The organism is Luteolibacter sp., assembly GCF_058122085.1.
In genome coordinates, this window is the sequence record NZ_JBIKBQ010000064.1 from 1 (window position 1) to 22,669 (window position 22,669).

The 22,669-nt window shown below is 60.1% G+C and carries 15 protein-coding genes and 1 tRNA gene; 7 read left to right on the top strand and 9 right to left on the bottom strand.

Annotation, left to right across the window (positions count from 1 at the left end; translation table 11 throughout):
- A partial coding sequence (locus AC4DF4_RS10960) for a UvrD-helicase domain-containing protein (RefSeq protein WP_490048154.1) occupies positions 1 to 2,427 on the bottom strand: 2,427 nt, incomplete at its 3' end.
- A 136-nt stretch (positions 2,428 to 2,563) separates the two neighbouring features.
- Here AC4DF4_RS10960 and lpdA point away from each other — a divergent pair.
- Both lpdA and AC4DF4_RS10970 read left to right on the top strand, forming a co-directional pair.
- A complete protein-coding gene (lpdA, locus tag AC4DF4_RS10965; protein ID WP_490048155.1) occupies positions 2,564 to 3,943 on the top strand; it encodes a dihydrolipoyl dehydrogenase in 1,380 nt (459 codons plus the stop codon).
- A gap of 188 nt (positions 3,944 to 4,131) precedes the next feature.
- On the top strand, positions 4,132 to 4,479 hold the full coding sequence (locus AC4DF4_RS10970) for a hypothetical protein (RefSeq protein ID WP_490048156.1): 348 nt from the start codon (positions 4,132 to 4,134) through the stop codon (positions 4,477 to 4,479).
- 24 nt (positions 4,480 to 4,503) lie between these two features.
- Here the strand turns inward: AC4DF4_RS10970 and uvrA are convergent, their stop codons facing one another.
- Together uvrA and AC4DF4_RS10980 are read right to left on the bottom strand one after the other, a co-directional pair.
- Complete coding sequence (uvrA, locus tag AC4DF4_RS10975) at positions 4,504 to 10,248, bottom strand: excinuclease ABC subunit UvrA (RefSeq protein WP_490048157.1); 5,745 nt, start codon at positions 10,246 to 10,248, stop codon at positions 4,504 to 4,506.
- 83 nt (positions 10,249 to 10,331) lie between these two features.
- On the bottom strand, positions 10,332 to 11,996 hold the full coding sequence (locus AC4DF4_RS10980; protein WP_490048158.1) for a serine/threonine protein kinase: 1,665 nt from the start codon (positions 11,994 to 11,996) through the stop codon (positions 10,332 to 10,334).
- 135 nt (positions 11,997 to 12,131) lie between these two features.
- Between AC4DF4_RS10980 and AC4DF4_RS10985 the strand changes: the two genes are divergently transcribed.
- Positions 12,132 to 12,512, top strand: a complete 381-nt coding sequence (locus tag AC4DF4_RS10985) for a globin domain-containing protein (protein WP_490048159.1) — start codon at positions 12,132 to 12,134, stop codon at positions 12,510 to 12,512.
- 17 nt (positions 12,513 to 12,529) lie between these two features.
- Here AC4DF4_RS10985 and AC4DF4_RS10990 read toward each other — a convergent pair whose 3' ends face one another.
- Positions 12,530 to 13,945, bottom strand: coding sequence for a CPBP family intramembrane glutamic endopeptidase (locus tag AC4DF4_RS10990; RefSeq protein WP_490048160.1), 1,416 nt, complete (start codon positions 13,943 to 13,945; stop codon positions 12,530 to 12,532).
- 95 nt (positions 13,946 to 14,040) lie between these two features.
- Between AC4DF4_RS10990 and AC4DF4_RS10995 the strand changes: the two genes are divergently transcribed.
- The 4 genes from AC4DF4_RS10995 to AC4DF4_RS11010 all read left to right on the top strand — a co-directional run bounded on the left by AC4DF4_RS10995 (position 14,041) and on the right by AC4DF4_RS11010 (position 16,509).
- A complete protein-coding gene (locus tag AC4DF4_RS10995) occupies positions 14,041 to 14,964 on the top strand; it encodes a CPBP family glutamic-type intramembrane protease (RefSeq protein WP_490048161.1) in 924 nt (307 codons plus the stop codon).
- Positions 14,961 to 15,863, top strand: a complete 903-nt coding sequence (locus tag AC4DF4_RS11000) for a thiamine-phosphate kinase (RefSeq protein ID WP_490048162.1) — start codon at positions 14,961 to 14,963, stop codon at positions 15,861 to 15,863. The genes AC4DF4_RS10995 and AC4DF4_RS11000 overlap by 4 nt, the downstream gene beginning before the upstream one ends.
- Positions 15,864 to 15,961: 98 nt before the next feature.
- Positions 15,962 to 16,036: transfer RNA gene (locus AC4DF4_RS11005), tRNA-Cys, on the top strand.
- 197 nt (positions 16,037 to 16,233) lie between these two features.
- Positions 16,234 to 16,509: a hypothetical protein gene (locus tag AC4DF4_RS11010; protein WP_490048163.1), complete on the top strand. Its 276-nt coding sequence runs from the start codon at positions 16,234 to 16,236 to the stop codon at positions 16,507 to 16,509.
- A gap of 55 nt (positions 16,510 to 16,564) precedes the next feature.
- Here the strand turns inward: AC4DF4_RS11010 and AC4DF4_RS11015 are convergent, their stop codons facing one another.
- The 5 genes from AC4DF4_RS11015 to AC4DF4_RS11035 all read right to left on the bottom strand — a co-directional run bounded on the left by AC4DF4_RS11015 (position 16,565) and on the right by AC4DF4_RS11035 (position 22,427).
- Positions 16,565 to 19,660, bottom strand: a complete 3,096-nt coding sequence (locus AC4DF4_RS11015; RefSeq protein WP_490048164.1) for a type I restriction endonuclease subunit R — start codon at positions 19,658 to 19,660, stop codon at positions 16,565 to 16,567.
- A gap of 35 nt (positions 19,661 to 19,695) precedes the next feature.
- Complete coding sequence (locus AC4DF4_RS11020; protein ID WP_490048165.1) at positions 19,696 to 20,004, bottom strand: hypothetical protein; 309 nt, start codon at positions 20,002 to 20,004, stop codon at positions 19,696 to 19,698.
- A 244-nt stretch (positions 20,005 to 20,248) separates the two neighbouring features.
- A complete protein-coding gene (locus AC4DF4_RS11025; protein WP_490048166.1) occupies positions 20,249 to 20,356 on the bottom strand; it encodes a DUF4357 domain-containing protein in 108 nt (35 codons plus the stop codon).
- A gap of 46 nt (positions 20,357 to 20,402) precedes the next feature.
- A complete protein-coding gene (locus AC4DF4_RS11030) occupies positions 20,403 to 21,122 on the bottom strand; it encodes a hypothetical protein (RefSeq protein ID WP_490048167.1) in 720 nt (239 codons plus the stop codon).
- 36 nt (positions 21,123 to 21,158) lie between these two features.
- Positions 21,159 to 22,427 (bottom strand): restriction endonuclease subunit S, encoded by a 1,269-nt coding sequence (locus AC4DF4_RS11035; RefSeq protein WP_490048168.1) that lies wholly within the window; start codon positions 22,425 to 22,427, stop codon positions 21,159 to 21,161.
- Positions 22,428 to 22,669 lie beyond the last annotated feature (242 nt).

Below are 22,669 nucleotides of genomic sequence, written 5' to 3' on the forward strand. Positions count from 1 at the left end.
TCCCGATTGATAGACCACGCCGGGCTCGCCCGTCGAGGCGACCGATCTCGCCAGCCAGTTCGCCAGCGACGGCTTGTCCGGCTCCTGGGATTTCGCGGGCGGTTCCAGCAGGACATAGAGCCCGCGCTTCGAGCGGGTTAGGGCCACGTAGAGCATGCAAAACGCCTCGTAGCGCTGGCTCGCGGCCCACTCCGCCTCCGCCGCGCGCATTTCCGGAATCAGCTCCCGCGCCCACTTCGGCGGGGTCTGGGTGATCCAGCCGTTTGCCTCCGCCACGTCGAAATACTGCGATGACGGCACTCCGTCGTTAGGAACTTCCGGCAGCACCACCATGTCGAAGCCGAGGCCCTTCGCCTTGTGGATGGTCATCACCTGCACCGCCGCGATCCCCGGGCTTTGCGACACCTCCAGCCGCCCGATCCATTCCGCGGCTTGTTGCGGAGTCGCTCCGCCCTGCGCGTCCAGCCCGGCGAGCGCCGACATGATGTCTCCCGCGCGGCGGCGGCCGAAATCCGACCAATCCGCCCAATTGTCCTCCAGCACTTTTTCGACCATCCCGGCGAAACCCGATTCCGACGCGAGTCCTAGCAGGCCCTCCCAGACCTGTTGCCAGGATTCGCCGAACCGCGTCCGCAAGGTGGCTGCCAGCGGCGACATTTCCACGACCTCTTTGGCGAAGGCGTCCGCCGGATTCGCCAGCCACTTGAGCAAATGCCCGAGCGCGATACCCACGGGATTGTCCTTCGACGGCTCGCGCCGGCCTTCCTCGATGACATCCAGCCCCCTCGCCCGCAGGTGGTCCGCCACCTCCCGCACCATCGAGTTGCTGCGCACCAGCACGCCGCAAGTCATCGGCCGCTTGCCGACGCCGAGCTCGTCCAGCAATTCCCCCAGTCGTTCCAAGCGCTCCTCCCATTTTCCCTCCACCACTTCCACCCGCGCCTCGCCGCGTTTGGCGGGTCCGGTCAATGGGGCCGCGGAAACATGCTCCTGCCATTGCCACTTGGCAGCGGCGTCGCCGAAAAGCTCGCGCAGGGTCGCCGCATCCCCGCAAACCTGGTTCACCAAGGCCAAAACCTCGGGGCACGAGCGCCAGGACTCCGCCATCGGCTCGATTTCCAAGCCGCCGCGATAGCGGTTGATGACCTCGTCAAACAACCCGACCTCGCCGCCGCGCCACGCGTAAATCGCCTGTTTGCGGTCGCCCACGATGAACATCGTCCCTTCGCCTTCGCCCGCCGCTTCGTCGATCAGCGGCAGCAGCCCCATCCAATCCGACCGACTGGTATCCTGGAACTCGTCCAGCAACCAATGCTCGTAGCGGGCACCAAGTCGGAAATCCACCAGCAAGCGCCGCTGTTCCGCGTCCTCGCCCTTGACCCACTCGCCCATCAGGACTTTGACGTCGTCGAAGCCGAGCAGGCCGCGGCGGCGGAGTTGCTTTTCGCAGCGCGCGTCATAGACCGAGACCACCTCGCGCACGGCGCGGGTGCGGTGGAGCGCCGCCGCCATTTCACAGCGGGCCGCGAGATCGACCATGTCGCGGAGGGCGTCGCCCGCCGGGCCACCGATGGAAAACTCCTTGTAAAACTTCACCGCCATCGGCCCGTTGCCGCCGCCGGCCGCTTCCAGGATGTTCGCGAGCAGACTGGTGGCTCCGCCGAGACTGCCGCTGCCGATGGTGTGATTCGCCAAGGTCTCGATCACCTTTTCCAAGGCCGCCCGCTGCCGCTTTTCGGTGTAGTCGATGCCGTCGAGCCCGCGGGAAACCTTGGCGGCGAGGTCGTGTTTGTGCTGTTCCCAATCCTCCAGCTCGACACCCGCGAGACCTGCGGGCCCCCATTCCAGGCCGTGCGCCGCGCGGTAGCGACTCTGCCAGCTTTGCACGAAGCCGCGCAATCCATCCAAGACTTTCTGGTCTTCCTTGCCGATGGTCGCCCGGCGGAACGCGTGCAGGAAATCGTCCCCGCTCCCGTCTTCCAGCGTCTCGCCGAGGATCGCGGCGAGAATTTCGTCCGCCGCCGCCGCCGCTCTCGGCCCTTCCAGCAGATCGAATTTTCCACCGGTCAGCCCCAGCTCGTATTGGAAACCGCGCACGACCTTGGCGAAAAAACCATCCATCGTCCCGAGCGTGAGCCGCGGCAGCGCGCGGACCACCCGCTCCAGCGACTCGCCGAAGTCCGCTTCCGGCAGTGACAGATCCTCGCGCAGGCCGGCGGCTTTCGGCTCCTCGCTCGCGGCGGCCGCCAGCTTGGTCAGCACCGAGTCCGCGAATTCCCCGGCGGCCTTGCGGGTGAAGGTCAGCGCCACGATTTTCTCCGGGGCCACGCCCATCGCCACCAATCCGATCACCCGGTTCGCCAGCTGGAAGGTTTTCCCCGAGCCGGCGGAAGCAAGAATGAGCAGGTTCTTGTGGAGGATTTTCATCGTTGCTCGCAGCCTGCCCGGATCTTTGGAAATGGGAAACCACGAAGTTTCGGAGATGCGGTTTCCGCCTTTCCATCTTTGACAATCCCCTGCCGCCACGACAGTTTCGCCGCCGAAACCTCTTCAAATCAATCCTATGGCCTACGATCTCATTGTCATCGGTGGCGGCCCTGCCGGCTACGTCGCCGCCATCCGCGCTGCCCAACTTGGAAAAAAAGTCGCCTGTGTCGAAGCGGACCGCGCTGGCGGCACCTGCCTCAACTGGGGCTGCATTCCGACCAAGGCCTTGCTCAAAAACGCCGAGGTCTATCACATGCTCACCCACAAGGCGGCTGAGTTCGGATTGAAAATCGAAGGACTTTCCTACGACTGGTCCGCCGTGGTCGGCCGCTCGCGCAAGGTTTCCGACCGCCTCGCCGGCGGCATCGAGTATCTTCTGAAAAAGAACGGCATCGACTACGTCCGCGGTTTCGGCTCGGTCGAAGGCACCGGTAAAGTCGGCGTGGTCGGCAACGACGGCTCGCGCCAGCTCCTCGAAACCAAGGACATCCTCATCGCCACCGGTTGCAAATCCCGCGGCCTCCCCGGCCTGCCATTTAACGGCAAATCCGTCATCGGCTCCAAGGAGGCGATGAACCTCGCCCAGCAGCCGAAGGAAATGCTGATCATCGGCGCCGGCGCGATCGGCGTGGAGTTCGCCTACATTTACAACGCTTTCGGCACCAAGGTGACCCTCATCGAGATGGCCCCGCGCATCCTGCCCGTCGAGGACGATGAAGTGGGCGACGCCCTTGAAAAATCCCTCATCAAGCAAGGCATCCGCTGCCTCACCAACACCAAGATCACCGCCGCGGTGGACAAGGGCACCCATGTCGAACTCACCGTGGAAGGCCCGAAGGAAAACGGCACGCTCAGCGCCGAAGTCTGCCTCGTCGCCATCGGCATCCAGCCCGTGCTTCCCGGCGGCATCGAACCCGAGCTTGACCGAGGCTATATCAAATGCGGCGACCGTTACGAGACCTCCATCCCCGGAGTTTACGCCGCCGGCGACATCAACGGCCCGCCATGGCTCGCCCACGTCGCGTCGTTCGAGGCCGTGCAGTGCGTCGAAGGTCTCTACGTCCCCGGCCACAAGGTGCGCAAAGTCACCAATTTCCCCGGCTGCACCTACTGCCACCCGCAAGTCGCTTCTGTTGGAAAAACCGAGCGCGCGCTCAAGGCGGAAGGCATCGAATACACCGTCGGGAAAATCCCGTTCGTCGCCATCGGCAAGGCCATCGCTTCCGGCGAGCCGGACGGATTCGCCAAGTTGCTCTATGGCAAGAAACACGGCGAACTGCTAGGCGCGCACATCATCGGCGAGAACGCCACCGAGCTCATCGCCGAGATGGGCCTCGCCCTCGACCAGGAGCTCACCGCCGCGGAAATCCACGCCACCATCCACGCGCATCCGACGATGTCGGAGGTCATCCACGAGGCCACCCTCGCGGCGGAAGGCCACGCGATTCACTTCTAACCTACCCCGGTAGGGCGTGACCGCCGGGCGCGCCGACTTTCCTTTCTTCCGCCGGGGGCTTTTTTACCGGAAAGTTCTTCGAATTTCCGGGTCATCTGCGGGTCGCGTGACCTTTGGAACGTGGTTGCTGCGTCTCGCAGCAGCCACGCACTTTGACTCGATACAGGAAACCAGTTAACTTGCCACCTATGAAGGCAACCATCGATATCCCGGACGATCTTTACCGGCGGGTCAAGGCCCGCACGGCCGAAGAAGGGCGGCGCATCCGCGAAGTGGCGGCGGATCTCTTTCAGAAATGGCTCGACGAGGGTGGCGGGTCGCGGACCACTGCCGAAATCCCGGTCGTTACCCCGGCCCAACTCCGTCGGCATCGGGATGCCCAAAGCCTGCGAATGGCTTACCCACAAGGCTACCGCCTCAGCGGACCGCTGATCCCTGCGAAAAAAGGAGCTCCGCAAATCCCCGCCGCAGCCGTCGAGCAAGCGCTTGAAGAAATGGACCAGGAAGAACTCGCCGGCCATGCCCGCCCTCGTTGACGCCAACGTCTAGCGGTCCGTTTTTTAGAGCCGTAAAGCAGTTCTGAGAAACGGCGCGGTGCGGGAGGTTTTGGACTTGGCGACTTTTTCCGGCGGGCCTTCGGCGATGATCTTTCCGCCGCCATCGCCGGCTTCGGGGCCGAGGTCGAGGATCCAGTCGGCCTCGGCGGCGACGGCCATGTGGTGCTCGATGACGACGACGGTGTGGCCTTCATCAACAAGCCGGTGGAGGACGTCGATGAGGCGCTGGACGTCTTCGAGGTGGAGGCCGACGGTGGGCTCTTCGATCAGATAGAGATTGCGCTGGGTGAGCGCGGCGTTGTTGAGGGTGGCCTTGGTGCCGCGGCCCTTGGTGAGCTCGGAGACGAGCTTGATGCGCTGGGCCTCGCCGCCGGATAGAGTCGGCGAGGGCTGGCCGAGCTGGAGGTAGCCGAGGCCGGTGTCGGCCATGAGCTTGAGCGGGTGGGAGATGCGCGGCTGGGATTCGAAGAAGGCGCAGGCCTCGTCGATGGTCATGGCGAGCACCTGGCCGATGTTTTTCTGGCGGAAGGTGACTTCCAATGTCGCGGGGTTGTAGCGCTCGCCGTTGCAGGATTCGCAATGGACCCAGGTGCTGGGGAGGAAATCCATTTCTAACTTCACGCGGCCGTTGCCCTTGCACTCGGGGCAACGCCCGCCTTCGGTGTTGAAGGAGAATCGCGACGCGTCGAAGCCGCGCATGCGGGCTTCGGGGAGCTGGGCGAAGAGCGCGCGGATGTGGTCGAAGACCTTGACGTAGGTGGCCGGGCAGGAGCGGGAGGTCTTGCCGATGGGCGATTGATCGACTTCGTAACAGGCTTTGATGGATTTGAATCCCTCGGCTTTGGTGAAGGGGATGGATTTTTTTGCTTCGCGGCGACCGGTGATCGCCGCTACGGCCACGCAGGAATGCATCAGCGAGGATTTCCCGGAGCCGGAAATGCCGGTGAGCACGGTGAGCCGGCCGAGGGGAATGGCGGCGGTGACGTTCTTGAGGTTGTTGGCGTGGCAGCCGGCGATCGTTAGAAAAGGATGATCCTTTTTCACCTCGCGGCGCGAACCGCGGATGGGGTGGTGGATGACGGCGGAGAGGGCGCGGTAGGTGGGGGAGGATTGAACCTCGAACCTCGAACTCCCAACATCGAACGTCGAAGGTTTGGAAGAAGACTTTTTACTCGTGGGCGAGACGCCCACGCTCCTTGAAGGCGGTTTGCCTTGATAGACGATTTCTCCGCCGAGGCGGCCGGCGCCGGGGCCGAGGTCGATGAGGTGGTCCGCGGCGGCGATGGTGTCCTCGTCGTGCTCGACGATGATGAGGGAATTCCCCTGGTCGCGGAGGGCGATGAGGGTTTTGAGGAGGGCTGCGTTGTCGCGCGGATGGAGGCCGATGGTTGGCTCGTCGAGCACGTAGAGCACGCCGCGGAGGTTGGAGCCGAGCTGGGCGGCGAGGCGGATGCGCTGGGATTCGCCGCCAGACAGGGTGTTGCCGGAGCGGTCGAGCTGGAGGTAGCCGAGGCCGACTTCCTGGAGAAAGGCGAGGCGCTGGCGGATCTCTGGCAGAATGTCGCGGGCGATGAGGGTGTCGCGGGAGGCGGTGAATTTGAGCTTTGAGAAATGGCTGGACGCGGCGTCGATGGAGAGGTGGCCTAGGTCGGAGATGGCGGTGGAAGAGTCGGGGCGAGACGCTCCTTTCACGGTCTGGGGCGAGACGCCCCAGCCACTTGCTGCTCCTTTGGAGCTGTCATGGAGCCTTACGGCGGAGGCGGTGGGGTTGAGGCGGGAGCCGTGGCAGGCGGGGCAATCGACGAGCTCGACGTCATCCATGCGGTCGATGGCGCGGTCGGCGTCCATTTCCGCTTCTAGCACGGAATCGAAGCGGGCGATGTCGAGGTGTTGGCGGCGCTTGGGGACACGGCCGTGGCCGCGGCATTCAGGGCACCAGCCGTGGGGGGAGTTGAAGGAAAACAGCCGTGGGTCGAGCTCTTCGAAGGATTGGTTGCAGCTGGGGCAGCTGGAATGGGTGGAGAGTAGGATGAATTTCTTGTCGGCGGTGAAGAGCTTGAGAAGACCTTTGCCGATGGTGAGGGCACGCTCGATTGATGATTGAAGATTGTGGATTGATGATTTGGAGATCTCTGACACGACGACGTCGATGTCGTGCTCCTTGAAACGCTCGAGGCGGGTGAAGCCTTCGGCGTCCTTGAATTGCTTGTCCACGAGAAGGCGGGTGAAACCTTGTTTGAGCGCCCACTCGGCGATTTCGTTGTGATAGCCTTTTTTGCCGCGGATGATGGGAGCGAGCAGGGTGACCGGCCCATTCTTGAGATGGCCGCGGATGGCGTTCTCGATGGCTGATAGAGATTGCTTTTCCACCGGAACCTGGCAGTCCGGGCAGTAGAGCGTGCCAAGTTTCGAGTAGAGCAGGCGGATGAAGTTCCAAAGCTCGGTGACGGTGGCCACGGTGGATTTTCCGCCGCCCTGGGAGACGCGCTGCTCGATGGCGACGGTGGGCGGGAGGCCTTGGAGCTGGTCGATCTCGGGCTTCTCCAACTGCTCGGCGAACTGCCGGGCATAGGTGGACATGGAGTCGAGGAAACGTCGCTGGCCCTCGGCGAAGAGGATGTCGAAGGCGAGGGTGGATTTGCCGGAACCGGAGAGACCGGAGATGACGACGAGCTGGTCGCGCGGGATGTCGAGGGAGATGTTCTTGAGGTTGTGGTGTCTTGCGCCGCGGAGGGCGATGGAGTTGGTTGAGGGTGAAGAGGAAGAAGGAGCGGGACGCTCCTTGCACGGTCTGGGGCGAGACGCCCCAGCCACTAGCGGCTTGAGGAAACGGGCGGTGGGGGTGTCTAACTTTGCGACGGATTCGGGCGGGCCTTGGGCGACCAACTGGCCGCCGTGTTTGCCGGCTTCGGGGCCGAGGTCGAGGATCCAGTCGGCGGACTTGATGACGTCGAGGTTGTGCTCGATGACGAGGAGCGAGTGGCCGGAATCGACCAGCTTCTGGAAGACGGTTAGCAGGTTCTCGATGTCGGAGAAGTGGAGGCCGGTGGTGGGTTCGTCGAGGATGAGGAGCTTGCCGGTGGATGTGCCGCTGGAAGAAAGGAGTTGGCAGAGTTTGAGGCGCTGGGCCTCGCCGCCTGAGAGGGTGTTGAGAGGTTGGCCGAGCTTGAGGTAGCCGAGGCCGACTTGGAGGAGGGGATCGAGGGCGGTGAGGATTTGCTCGATGAGGCGGAGTTCCTTTTTGGAATGATGGGCCTGGCGGTTGAAAACCGCCGCCACGTCGGCGACGGTGAGGCCGAGGACGTCGGCGATGGAGAGGCCGTTGTAGATGTAGTCGAGGGTGGAGGACTTGTAGCGCTTGCCATTGCAGTCGGGGCAGGTGACGTAGATGTCGGAGAGGAACTGCATCTCGACTTTTTCGAAGCCGTTGCCGGCGCAGCGGTCGCAGCGGCCTTCGCCGGAGTTGAAGGAGAAGAAGCCGGGCTTGAGCGCGGCGGATTTCCCGGCGTCGGTCTCGCAGAAAAGCTGGCGGATGGGATCGAAGGCGCCGAGGAAAACGGCGGGCGTGGAGCGCGGGGTGCGGGCGACGGCGGTCTGGTCGACGAGTTCGACGCCGCTGAGGTGTTGGGAGCCTTTGAGTTCCTTGATCGGCGCGGCGTCGCCTTCGGCTTCCTGACCTAACTTGCGGGCGAGATTGAGATAGAGAACGTCGTGGGCGAAGGTGGATTTCCCGGAACCGGAGACGCCGGTGAGCACGGTGAAGAGACCGAGCGGGAGATCGACATCGAGCTTTTTGAGATTGTGGCGGGTGGCTCCGCGGATGGAGAGAAGTTGTTTGGTAGGCTTGCGGCGCTTGGTGGGGGTGGCGATGGATTTGCTGCCATCAAGCCATGGAAGCGTGCCGATTAATGATTTTTGATTTTTGACTTTTGATTTTTTGGAGGGCGACTCGCCGCGGGGGCTTCCTTGATAGATGAGGGTGCCGCCGAAGGAGCCTGCGCCGGGGCCGAGGTCCACGAGGTGGTCGGCGGCGAGCATGACGGTTTGCTCGTGCTCGACGACGACGAGGGTGTTGCCCTTGTCGCGGAGGCCGTGCATGACGCCGACGAGGCGGTCGATGTCCCGCGGATGGAGTCCGACGGTGGGCTCGTCGAGCACGAAGAGCGTGCCGGTGAGGGCGGCGCCGAGGCAGGTGGTGAGGTTGACACGCTCGACCTCGCCGCCGGAGAGGGTACGGGTCGTGCGGTCGAGGGTGAGGTAACCGAGTCCGACTTGGTCGAGATAGCCGAGCCGTGATTCGATTTCCGTAACGACGAGGTCCAGCGTGGCATCCGCCGGGCGGCTGGATATTTCATATTTGAGATATGAAATAAAAGGGAGGAGTTCGGAAATCGGGAGGGACCAGAGATCGGGGAGGGTTTTGCCGCTGACTTTGAAGCAGAGGGACTCGGGCTGGAGGCGTTTGCCGCGGCAGGCGGAGCAGGTGGTGTAGGAACGGTAACGGGACAGGAAGACGCGGACGTGCATCTTGTAGGCCTTGGTTTCCATCCAGTCGAAGAAGCCTTTGACACCATACCAGCCGCCGGATTGCCAAAGATTTTCAAGTTCGTCCGGGGTGAGGTTATCGGTCTTGCGGTCGCCGTAGTAGATCCATTCCTGTTCGTCTGCGGATAGGTCCTCGAAGGGAGTTTTGATGTCGATGTCGCGTTCCTTGCAGTTCCTAACGAGGTCGCGCTGGCATTCGTCGCCGCGCTCGCCTTGGAAGGGCTTGATGGCACCTTGGGCGATGGAGAGCGATTTGTCGGGGACGGCTTTTTCGAGGTCGATGCCGATGATGCGGCCGAAGCCCCGGCATTTCGGGCAGGCACCTAACGGGGAGTTGAAGGAAAAGAGGGCGGCGGTGGGCTTGCGGAGTGTGAAGCCGGTTTTGGGGTTGGTCCAGGTGGTGGAGAAAGAGCGCTGAACATCGAACATCGAACGTCCAACATCGAAGGAAGAAGGCAAGACGATGGTGGCGTGACCTTTGCCGAGGGTGAAGGCGGCTTCGAGGGCTTCGAGGAGGCGGGGGTGGTTTTCTGGAGTTAGGGTGAGGCGATCCTGGACGATGTGGATGACGGGCTGGCGGATGGAATCGGCCGCCACGGGTTCGTCGGTGCGGATGACTTGACCGTCTAGGAGGATGCGGAGGTAGCCTTGTTGATTGAGGAAGGGGAAGAGTTCCGCGGCTTGGGTGTCGGGCGGGACGGGGATGGGGAAGGTGACTAACACGGGCTTTCCCGCGAGGTTCGCGGTGGCCCAGTCGGCGGCTGATTCGGGGGAGTCTGGCTGGATGGTTTCGCCGGTGTGCGGGTCGTAGCCGACGGCGAGGCGGGCGAAGAGGAGCTTGAGGTAGTCGTTGATCTCGGTGAGCGTGCCGACGGTGGAGCGGGTGGTGCGGACGTGGTTTTTCTGCTCGATGGCGATGGCGGGAGGGATGCCTTCGATGTGATCGACGGCGGGCTTGTCCATGCGGTCGAAAAACTGCCGGACGTAGGGTGAGAAGGTCTCGACGTAGCGGCGCTGGCCCTCGGCGTAGAGGGTGTGGAAGGCGAGCGAGGATTTCCCGGAGCCGGACGGACCGGTGACGACGGTGAGTTTTCCGAGCGGGATATCGAGGTCGAAGCCTTGCAGATTATGCTGGCGGCAACCGCGGAGGAGGATGGCGGGTTCGGGGCGGCTGGGTGTGGATTTCTTGTCTGCTTTAGGCACGCGGCAGATTATGCGGGAAACACCGGGCCGCCAGTGGAAGTGTGAGTCGGGCGGGTGAAAATTTCAGATCACTCGTTGGCGGGTCACTCCGCGGCCGGTGGGGAGCCCATCATCAACCCGTAGAAATACTCGGGAGATTCCGTGGTGCGCTCGATATCACTTTCGATGAGCTTGATCGCGCCGGTGTCATTGTCCGCCTTGAGTCGCTCGATTTGTTTTTCGAGGCCGAGAATGTAAGTCGAGGAGAGTTGGGAGAGCGACTTGCTGAGCTCGAAGTCGATGTTTTTCTGCTTTTCAAGCGCCTCGATGTGGCAGGCCTCGATTCCCGTAGTGTCAGTGATCGAGAGTTCCAGGGACTCAGGAATGCGCCCGCCTTCGGCCTTCAGGGCGTCGACGACTTGCTTGATCCGGGCCGCCCCCTCGGCGCGGTTAGATAAGGGCTTGCCGACGCAGGCGAGCATCGCCTTATCAAAGCGCCATAAGTTGTCTTTCAAGCCGCTGTGATACTTGGCAATGGCTGGAGCGGCGCGGTCGAGCATGATTTTGCGGGCGCGCTGGAAGAATCCGGGGACGTCGAATCTGGGTGGTTCGGAGACGGTTGTGGTGTCTGGTGCTGCTTCCGGCACCGCAGGATCTGGCAGCGGAGGAGGTTCTGGATTCGTGTCTGGGCCGGGAACGGGTGTTGGATCCGGCGCCGAATCAGTTTGAGAGGGGAGCCCCGCAGACGGCTCCTTGATGATGACGACCTGGGGAGATTGGCTCTTCCGGAAATGGTTGAGACTGTAGCCTCCGATTCCAATGGCTAGCAGAAGCATCAGGATTCCCGGAAAGCTGGAGGACTTTTTACGGACGGCGGCCCGTCCCGGCCTGCGCACCGTCGGCCGCGGTGGTCCTGCGGCGAGGCGACGCTTCGAGACGAGGGACTTCGAGACGAGAGACTTGGCGATGGCCTGCAAGTCCTTGGCCATCTCCTGGGCGCTGGAGTAGCGGGTGGCCGGCAGAGGCTGGGTGGCGCGTTTGATAATCGCGTCGAAGCGGACGTCGCAGCGGGCGATCAGCGAGGCCGGGCGTGGATCGTCTGCGGGAAGCTTGCCCGTCAGGAGTTCGTGAAGCATCACGCCGACCGAAAAAATGTCCGCGCGGCAGTCCACCGAGTGCGGGGAGTCTACCACCTCGGGAGCGGTGTAATGAGGCGTGCCGAAAATTTCCTCGCCCTCTTCGACTTTCCGCTCGACGGGGCGGGCGAGTCCGAAATCGCCGATCTTGGGCTGGGCGTTGAGATCGAGAAGGATGTTGGCCGGCTTGATGTCGCGGTGGATGATGCCGTTTTCGTGGGCGTGGGCGAGTCCGCCGCAGATGGCGGCGATGAGGCGGATCACTTCCGGCGGGTCGATCGCCTGGCCATGGGCAGAGTGATAGATCGACTTCCCGGGCACGAACTCCATCACGATGTAAAGCATCCCGTTGACTTCGCCGAAGTCATACACGCCGATGAGGTTCGGGTGATTGAGGCGGGCCATCGCCTTGGCCTCGGTCTCGAAGCCCTTGCAAAACGCAGCGTCCTTGCTGAATTCCATCGGCAGGATTTTCAGCGCGACCGTCCGATCCAAAGACTTTTGCACCGCGCAATAGACGGCACCCATGCCTCCGGTCGCGATGAGGCCCTGGATTTCATACCCCGGGAAAAGCGGCGCGAGGTCGGCGGGCTCCGGAGCAATGAAACCGGCAGGTTCGTGAGAGTCGGTCATGTGCGGAGGAGTGGAAACTTGCAGTCTTCGCGCTGGAAACCATGCTTCGCAATGGTTTGATTTCAAGCCAAATGATCGACACTCCGGCGAAACGAAGCTTGCCCGCCCGGCGATAAACCGGGATCAGTTCGCCGCATGAACGAAGCCGAAGTGATGGGAATTTGCGGGGAGGACGGCATCCGCCGGATGGTGGCGGCATTCTACCGGCAAGTGCGGACGGACGAGCTCATCGGGCCGATGTATCCCGAGGCGGATTGGGAGGGTTCGGAAGAGCGCCTGGCGGAATTCCTGCTGTTTCGCCTCGGCGCATCGACCCGCTATCTGGAAACCCGCGGCCATCCGAAGCTGCGGATGCGCCACATCACCTTCAAAATCGGCATCGCGGAGCGCGACCGCTGGCTGGAACTCATGGCTTCCGCGATGGTCGAAACCGGCGTGCCTGCGGCAGCCCGCGGATTTCTCGATCCGTTTTTCGCCCAGGTGGCGGACTTCATGAGAAACCAGGCGGATCGCTAAAACGGAATGTTTCCCGCTCAGCCAAGCGGCGCGTGATAGACGATCCACTCGGGGATCTTGATGGCGGAATTATAGAGCATGTGCAGCGCGATGACCGTGGTCAGCGAGCCGGTTCCGGCATAGAGCAGCGCGCAGGAAAATCCGAAAACCGCCACGCTCGCCAAGCCGTAGCCGTCGTAGAAATGCAGCAGCGCAAACACCGCGGACGAGATCAGCGCGGCCGGGATCACCCCGATTCGGTTCCGGCACGCGCGGAACAGGACTCCGCGATAGAGCGTTTCCTCGGCGACCGGAGCCAGCAAACAAGCAGACACCAAGGCGGAAACAAGCCCCCACAGACCCGAATCCGCAAGGCTGAGTCCGCCGCCCGGACTATTTGAGCCGCCCTCCCCTATCAGCAATCGGAGAACTTGGTCCGCGACCATCAGCAGCGAAAACAGGCCCAAAATGGCCTTCACCTGCACCCGCTGATCCAAGCCCATCACCCGCGATGCGTGGGACGGTCGATTGAAAAGCAAGCCGAGCGCGATCAGCGGCGGCAGCATCCGCGCGGCGGAATCGAGGAAAATGGCGGTGGCGGGGTGCAGCCCCGGCAAGACCCCGATTCCCAGATCCAGAGTCATGCTGAACCCGATCCACGCCAAAGTCGCGACCAGGAAAACCACCAGCCCGAGCGGCAACGACCAAGCACCGCCGTAGCCGTGGGGCCTCGTGGAAAATCCGTTTTTCAAACACCGCAACGCACTGGAAATGAACATCGAACCGACAAGACCCAGCAGCCAGACCGCCGATCTTGCGAGCACGGCACGGGCTCTGAGCTGAATCCCGTCCTGCCTGTAAGCCTGCCTCCAATGCGATACGGGACTTACGTTTTCCTCCCACGAATCGATCAATTTCGCATGCCACCAAGTGCCTTGATGAGTGGCGAGTTTGGCCGAAGTTTCCTCGAAATCCGAAACCATCTGCCCTTGCAACGCCTGCCCTAGCGTTTCCCGCATCGGCAATCCGTCCTGCTCCGCCTTCACGATCGCGAACGCCTCCAAACCCTGCGGGCTGATGGACTTGTCCGTCGCGAGTTTCTGGAAAACTTCGAGCGCGTCGCGCCGCACCGCCGCCGGCTCGTCCACCCCGGCGAGCCATTTCAGCCACTGCGGATCATCCGCCATGGCGTCCGCAAGCCGCAGATCCCGGTCGATTTTCACCAGCGCGACCTCCTCGGTGCCGGGCGCGTAACCCTGCTCCTTGCCAAAATAATGGTCCCAAAGCCAAATCCCCAAAATGAACGCCAGCAGCGCAATCAACGGCTCGGGGTAATCCCGCCGCAAAATGGCGCGGTAAGGATTTGCCGACGGAATCGAGTCTGGCGCGGATTTTTGAATGGCGCGCGAGCTTTTCCAAAACCATGAAATTAGCAAGTATTGGCTGACCTTCATTTTCCGCAAACCATCAGGAGAGGGGAAAACCTCGAATTTTTCCATTGGCGGGTTTGCGCCCGCCGTCGCAGGGTTCGAGCGAAGCCAATTTCAACATGCCCGACCCTACCGAATTCGCCATCACCGCCACTTTCATGACGGCTCTGGGCATTTTTTCGCTCACCGCCGCCGCGCGGAAGCTGCTTGGAAATCCAGCCCCCCCCGCCGCGGCGGCGGTCGATCCATTTCCAATGGATGATGGATCGCCGTACCAGCCTCCCGCGTCGGCCGCATTGCCACCCGAACTCCCGAGCGGACGGGTGCCCGTCTGGCTTTACCAACCGCTGGATTTGCTAGGGATCGGCTTCATTTTCGTGCTGTTTTTCGGCCTCGTCATGGCTTCCGTCAGAGCTTCAAACAAGGCCGAACTGGTACTGGATGTCGGCGGAATGGTGGCTTCCATCGCCTTCCTGTTCATCAGTGCCGGCATCGTCACGTTTTTCGTAATTGCTCGCATCCGGCCGGTGGAATGGCTGGGCTTGCGGTGGCCGGCGTGGCGCTGGGTCTTCCTGATCGCACCCTCCGCCGTGTTCAGCATGTGGATGTTTTTCGGAGGACTCCAAGCCATCGGCTTCATGGAATGGATCGAATCCCTCGGCGTCGAAGCCGTCCAGGACAGCGTCAAACTCCTGCAAACATCCACCGATCCGGCCGTCATCGGGCTGATGGTGTTCGCCGCCGTCATCGCCGCCCCGCTTTGTGAGGAAATCGTTTTCCGCGGGTATCTCTACCCCGCCGCGAAGAAATTCGTGGGACCGTGGGCCGCCGGGGCTTGCTCGGCCCTCGTCTTCGCCGCCGCTCATGGCAGCTTGGCCGCGCTGCTTCCGCTGTTCGTTTTCGGCTGCCTGCTCGTCTTCATTTACGAAAAAACCGGCTCGCTGTGGGCCCCCGTCGCCGTGCATTTCTGCTTCAACGGCGCGACCGTGCTCATCCAAATGATCGCCCGCTATTACCACCTCCCGCTGGATGCCCCGCTTTGAAAACGCTCCGTGACATCGGCGAGGACTCCCTGATCGACAGCCTCGTGGCGCTGGTCCCGCAGGACCCAAATCCCGCCGCCGGACCGGGCGACGATTGCGCCGTGATCGACCGCGACCCGCACTCTCCCAACCTGCTGCTTCTCAAAACCGACGCCCTCGTCGAGCACATCCACTTCCTGCCAGACACGCCGCCCCGTGCCGTCGGCTGGAAGGCCGCCGCCCGCGTGGTCTCGGATTTTGCCGCGATGGGCGGGCGTCCCGAATACTTCCTCGTCACCCTCGCGCTCTCACCGGAAACCGCCGTCGCGTGGGCCGAAGACCTCTACCGCGGCATCGGCGACTGCCTGGGGAAATTCGGCGGCGTCCTCGCGGGCGGGGAAACCTCCAGCGTCCCGCCGGGTTCCGCCGCCGTCATTTCCATCGCCGCCACCGGCAGCGTCCGCCGCGCGCACGTCGTCCTCCGCTCCACCGCGAAACCCGGCGACGCCCTCCTCGTCACCGGCAGACTCGGCGGCTCGCTCCACGGCAAACACCTCGATTTCACTCCGCGCCTCGAAGAAGCAAACTGGTTGGTATCCAATTACAAGCCAACGGCCATGATGGATATTTCCGACGGTCTGGCAAAAGACCTCCCGCGTCTCGCCGCCGCTTCCGGCTGTGGATTCGTGATCGATCATTCCACAATTCCACTCACTCCGGGCAGCACCCCGGCGCAGGCTCTGGGCGACGGCGAGGATTTCGAAATCCTCTTCGCCATCGAGCCCGCCCGCGTCGCCGGACTGCTCGGCGCATGGCGCGCGGTTTTCCCTGACCTCCCGCTCACCCGGATCGGCGAGCTCGTCGAGAGCGGGGCGGGTGAATCCTTGACCGGCGGCTGGGACCATTTTGCGGGGCACTGATCGCGCCGGCAGCGCCGTCGCCCCGCCGACAAATTCAAATCCAAGTATTGACACCCCGCCCCATCCGCCCTAATCACTCGCCCCCGCGCCATGCGAATGGCGGAGTAGCCAAGTGGTAAGGCAATGGTTTGCAAAACCGTCATTCGAGGGTTCGATTCCCTCCTCCGCCTCCATCTAAATCTCTTGAAATAAGCGACTTAGAGAGGAATAAGAAAGTTAGGGAATACTTCAGAAACGCTCAAAAGAGCACAAAAACGCACCCAAAAACGGGATGTAATCGGGAAGTGATTTTTCTCCCCCGGTTGTCCCCATCCCCGCGCCCAGCCGTGCGCGATGGACGGCCAGACGGATTTCGGGTAGTCTCACTCCCATGGACCTCGATTGGCGCGGCAGACTGATCCTGCGGAAACTGGAAGAAGGCTGCACCATTCGGGAAGCAGCGGCGGCGGTCGGGATTTCCCGGCAGGCGGTCCTGAAGCGCCAATACGTCTCCCCCGACTTCACCCAAGCCGTCGCGGCGGCGCGTGAGGCTGGCAAGGCGGAGCGCACGTTCCGCCTCTGGCTCCGTCATCCGTTCCGGGGCAAGCGCCCGCCGACGGGGAAAGGGCATGGTGGAGCGCCGAGGTTTGCTTACGGGCGGCGATAGGGTCGGACTCCTGATAAAACGATCGTTTGATCGACCGATCGCTCCCGGAATCTCACTACGCCTTAACCTCCGCCGCCAACGCCTCCGCTTGAAGCACCACGGTGCGGATCGCGGCGTCTTCGAGGTCCGGCGGGTATCCGTATTTGCGGAGGATGCGGCGGATCGTCGTGCGGACTTTTTTCCGGCGTTGGTCGAAGTGCCACCAGTCCATCCCCGAGTTCTCCCGGACCGCCTTCACCAACTCCGACGCTATCAACCGCAGCTCCGCGTTGCCCATCAACTCAGTGGCGCTGCCGTTTTCCGCGAGGGCATCATAGAATGCCACCTCTTCCTTCGTGAGTCCATCGTCAGGCTCTTCGCGGAGGTCGCGGCCTATCTTTATCAACTCCTCGATCACTTGCAGCGCGTCGATCACCCGGTTGTGATAGCGGGCCATGGCGTCTTCTATCCGTTCGGAAAACTGGCGATTCTTCACCACGTTGGTGCGGGTGCGGCTCTTCGTCTCGCCCGCGAGGAGTTTCCGCAGGGCTTCCACCGCGAGGTTCTTATGCTCCATGCCCGCCATCTCCTTCAGGAACTCGTCACTCAGAACCGAGATGTCTGGACTCTTGATTCCTGCCACGCTCAAAAGGTCGATCACTTCCGTCGAACAAACCGATTGATTGACGAGTCGCTCGATGGCGGCATCCAGAGCGTAGCCCCGGCGTCCCCCGTTGCCGTCGCCCTCGAACTTGCTCATGGCGATCTTCACCGCGCAGAAGAACGCCACCTCCACGGACACCGCCGCCGCCTCGTCCCGGCCTGACGACAGCTTGAACGCCTTCTCCAGCTCCGCTACCGCATCGAGGAAACGCTTCCGCGCCTTCTTCTTGGCGTCGTCGCCCTCGCCTTCCAGACCATAGACGTGATTCAGCGCCTGCCCGAGGATCTTCAGACGGGCAGCGTCGTTGCCCTTCAGCGCCGGGGCGTAGTCGAGGCCGTGGAACATCGAGCGCAGCACGTCGAGGCACTTCCTGAGAGCCATCACTGCTTCGTCGGTGTCGATGCCGGTGTTTCCCCGGTCGCGGTCGGAGTAGAAGGTGAGCGCCTCCTTGAGGTCGGTGGCGATGCCGATGGTGTCCACCACCAGCCCGGCGGGCTTGCCTTTGAAAATCCGGTTCACGCGTGCGATCGCCTGCATCAGGTTGTGACCGTGCATCGGCTTGTCGATGTAGAGCGTGTGCATCGACGGGCAATCGAAACCCGTCAGCCACATGTCCCGCACAATCACCAGTTGGAAATCATCGCCAGAATCGCGATACCGCTTCGCCAGATTATCCATGCCCTGCTTGTTGCGGACGTGCGGTTGATAGGCTGGCGGGTCGGCGGCGGACCCGGTCATCACCACCTTCAGCTTGCCCTTGTCGTCGGCGGAGTCATGCCATGCGGGGCGCAGCTTGGTGATCCGCTCGTAAAGATCCACACACACCCGGCGGCTCATGCAGACGATCATGCCCTTGCCGTTGATCGCCAGTTGCCGTTTCTCGAAATGATCCACAATGAGCGATGCCAGTTCGTCCAGCCGTTCGGACGCGCCCGCCAGTGCTTCCAGCGTGGACCACTTCCCGGCGAACTTCGCCTTCTCGTTATCCTCCATGCCTTCGGTCACTTCGTCGAAGGTGTCGTCGATTGCCGCCTTGGTGTTGTCGTCGATCTTGAGGCGCACGATCTTGCCCTCGTAGTGGATCGGCACCGTGGCGTTGTCCTCCACTGCTTGGGTGATGTCGTAAACGTCGATGTAGTCGCCGAAAACCTGTTGGGTGTTCTTGTCCACCATCTCGATGGGCGTCCCGGTGAACCCGACGAAGGTCGCGTTCGGCAGACCCTTCCTGACGTAGTGGGCGAATCCATAACTCACCTCACCCGTCGTAGAGTCGATCTTCGCCTCGAACCCATACTGGCTCCGGTGCGCCTCATCCACGAACACCACCACGTTGCGGCGGGCGGTGAGAACGTCGAAATCCCCGTCCTCCGGGCGGAACTTCTGAATGGTCGCGAAGATCACGCCCCCCGCCTGACGGTCGAGCAGCTTCCGTAAGGCCGCCACCTCGGTGACTTGTTGCGGGTCTTGTCCGAACAACTCCGCGCAGCGGGAAAACGTGCCGAAAAGCTGGTTGTCCAGATCGTTCCTGTCCGTCAGCACCACTAGCGTCGGATTCTCCAGTTCCTCGTCATGCACCAGCATCCCTGCAAAGAACGCCATCAGCAGGCTCTTGCCGGACCCTTGCGTGTGCCAGATGACGCCCGCCTTGCCATCGCTCTTGAGCGCCTTGATCACTTTCCGCAGGCCCTTCTTCACGGCATGGTATTGATGGTAGCCTGCCGTCTTCTTAATGACCGAGCGCCCGTCGTTCTCAAACACCGTGAAATACCGCAGCAGGTCCAACAGCACGTCCCGCCGCAAAAGCCCGCGCACCAGCGTTTCCCATGCCACCAGACTCTTCGGATCTGCGAGGCTTTCCCCGTCCACCGTGCGCCATGCCATGTGCCGGTCAAAGTCCGCCGAGAGCGTGCCATAGCGGGCGGCAAAGCCATCGCTCAGCACACTCATCAGGTTCGTGCGAAACAGCGCCGGGATGTCCGCCTTGTAGGTTTGGATCTGATTGTAGGCGGAAACGATGTCCGCGTTCTTCGATTCCGGCCCTTTGAGTTCCATCACCACCAGCGGCAGGCCGTTGAGGAAAATCAAAACATCCGTCCGCCGCTTGTTCGCGCCCACCACCGTGAACTGGTTCACCGCCAGCCATTCATTATGATCATCCTTCCAATCGACCAATCGCGCCCGGTCATGGATCGTCTCGCCGCCGCGCTGGTATTCCACCGGCACGCCATCCACCAGCAGACGGTGAATCCGCTGGTTCTCCTGAATCATTTCCGTGAATCGAAAATCCAGCACCACATTCGCCGCCGCTTCCACCGCTTCCGGCGGGAGATCAGGATTGATCCGCGCTACCGCCGCCTTCAAGCGCCCCGGCAGCATCGCCCCGTGGTAGCTTTCCCGCTCAGTCGAAGTGTCAGGATCGAAGGCATCCCCACCATGACACGAAAAGCCCATCTCCGCGAGGAGGTCGAGGACGATGGATTCAAAACCGGATTCGAGGATCTTGGACATAGGATCACTAAAAATGACTGAGACGCTTCATACGACTATTTTTCCATAGCGCGCATGATGCGACCCATTCTTGATGAAATTTTAGCCAAAAACTTTAAACAGCTTGCAACCGCAAAGAGAAAAAGACTTGAACCAATTAAGGTAAATCCAAGCGTGTAATCCGGATCTGAGTAATATTTATTGGCTTCGACTATCATTTGGAATATGCCGACTATCAAATTCAACCACCCCAGCACGGTGAAAATAACTCCAACCACAGACGACTCTGATTCAATTTCAACAGTGTTATCGCCTTGGTTTTTAGGATCTTCGCTATTCAACACATTACTTAGTTCTTCGTTCATATTGTTAGTTTTTTATTTGCTTTTATTGAAGATAGTGATCAGAAAAATTATTAGCGTGCCCGTTGTAAAAACAGGAAACAATGACCAACATAATCGTGAGTTTGGAATAATATCCCAAATAGTAGCCTGTTGAAAAATTAGCCCTAGGAGATTTCCTATAATCGCGATGAGTGCAGCGGTTTTTAATTTCATTATTTCTTGTTTGGTTTGTTTGTTACTTTTTTACGGAGAATTTATCATCAATCTACTGAATCTCGTTCAGCGTCCGCCCTTTGGAATCCCTCCAATCGACCCGCCCATTGGCGCTCCGGCCCTGCACCACGGCGGCGGCGGTGGATGGCGAACATGCCAAAAAAGCCGTTGGTCAAGTTGCCTTTTTTATGCAATTTACCATAATATTAGTATTTCGACACTTCCACATTATGAGCTTTCAGCAAATCTTCTAATGCGGCCTTTAGCCTTGGCGCTAGATCTGATGTAACTGAAAACACGACTTCGGTCTCTTTGAATTCTGGAAAATCCTTGGACTTCAGTTTTTCCAAGTCTTCGTCTGTCATCATAACGGCAATCTTTCGAGCAGATCCAGCCATAATTCCGCCGGTCTCACTGTCCCTTTTTTCAAGGGATTTTTCAGCGACTAGCCCTTTTACAACAATATCTTTAAGATTGTAGGGGTTCTTTTTTACAATAGAGCCCGAGTGATCCCGGATGGATATAGTCGGCTTGCAGCTTAAGAGCTTTAATTTAACGGAACACAAATATGCAACAGCAAAGCCGACACTTTTATCACCCACTTGGGTTCCAGTATCCAATTGATTTAACTTATTGAAGGTGAGAATACCGTGTTCTTCTAATTTGAAGTTATCATAAACATATTTTTCAAAACACTCTTCCGGCCCATAACTTCCGCGCTCTTTAGTCTCCTCTTTCGCAAAGAACTTCTCCGATTCAAAGAATGCCATTACTCCATCAATGATCTTTTTCTTTTCTTTGAATTTCTCCTGCTCATCTTTAATGCGTTGTTCCTCTGAGGCTGCATTTGCTGTCTTGTTACCGTCGTTACAGCCAGAAATCATCAACCCAGCAGCTGTAGTCATTAAAATTAAATAGTATTTCATAGTTTGTATATTTTCGTTATTTATTACATGTCAGGATTATTTTTCGGAAAAATTCGACATCTTGCCTGTTGACGCAAGACTGATTTCCCCGCTCAGCAGCTTCGGCAGCAGCGTGTCGCGCAGGGTGGCGAGGTCGCGGGACTCCGCGAAGTTCTCGATGATGGACTGGCAAATTGGCTGAGCTTGCTTGTCAAACTCGGCAAGAATGTCTTTTGGCGGTAAAAGAATCTGCGTTGACCGGACATCGGTTTGATTGATTCCGGGGATTGCAGCTTTGCCTCCCTTGTTGGCGAAATCCAACAGCACTCGCTCATCGGAAATGGTGAAGTAGAGATAGTGTTGACCGACTGAATCAGCCCTCATCCTGAAAACGTGCTCGTTGATACAGAACTCTTTGAATGGGAATTCATATCCATAAAGTCCTACGCGTGGCCTAAATTCGCCCGGCTTCCCGCCGTCCTTATAGAGCAGCACGTCGAGGTTCTGAATACGCCCTGAAGTGGTTTTCTCGTAAAACTCATGGGGAATGAACTTCGTTTTTGAGAAATCGAACACTCCAATTCCGTTGATGCTTTCCGCGCCTACGCTCGGAACTCCGGAGGAATATCCGGAAACACCGCCCTTTGGCCGCCTTCCGGTTTCGAGGACATCCAAGATTGAGCCGAGCGTGACCACCTCCCACCCCCTCGGAATCTGCCCGAGCTCGGAGTCTTGGAAGTGATCGGGGAAGAGGGCGGCGGTGGCGGTGTCCATGCCTGCGGGTGGGCGGCCTTCGAGTTTAGCGCGGACCGGGTCGAAGTCCACGAACCAACTCTTGAACAAGGCCCGCGCCATCTCCTCCAGAAGTTCGTTGGTCTCCCGGTTCAGCTCGATCAGGTCGTCCAAGGTGCCGAGGACGGAAGCGATGGCACGTTGGGTGGAGAGGGGCGGGAGCAAGACGGGAATGCGGTGTAGATCATTCCGATTTACGCCGGGAACACTACTCTTGTCACTACATGAATTGAAATCAACGGTCCGCAATAGATATGAGGAAAACTTAGGATCGTTTCCATGAAAATCCTTCACCCAGAGTGTAGTATTCAGCGGCCAGTAATCCTCTTGGACAAAAAATACCTTTCCGATTGTGCCATATCGTCCTGTAACAACTCCAGGCCCTTTAACTCCCACTTCAGAGTGATAATCGCTAATACCAGAGGACGAGACAATGGGAACCTTGCCAGTCTTCCGGTTTTGCGACGGCAAGTCAAATCCACGCTGTAGCGTGACGACTTCGCCGAGCGAAACTTTCAACCAATCGTTCATCATCCCTCAGCCTCTCTTTGGTTTGACTTGTGTTGCTGCATTATGAATTACTTTTTGATCCGCCAGTCTTCAAAACGTCAAATTGCTTCGCCCAAGAACGCGGAGGACGGAGGCACATTGGAAGAGGATTTTTTTTCGTTAAAATGTTAAAATCGATTGGTGCTGGTTGATCGGGCGATGTTCCGACATCGCCTGTTTGAACAAACGTTTCAAATCAACCAACACCATGAGTAAACAGACAGGGA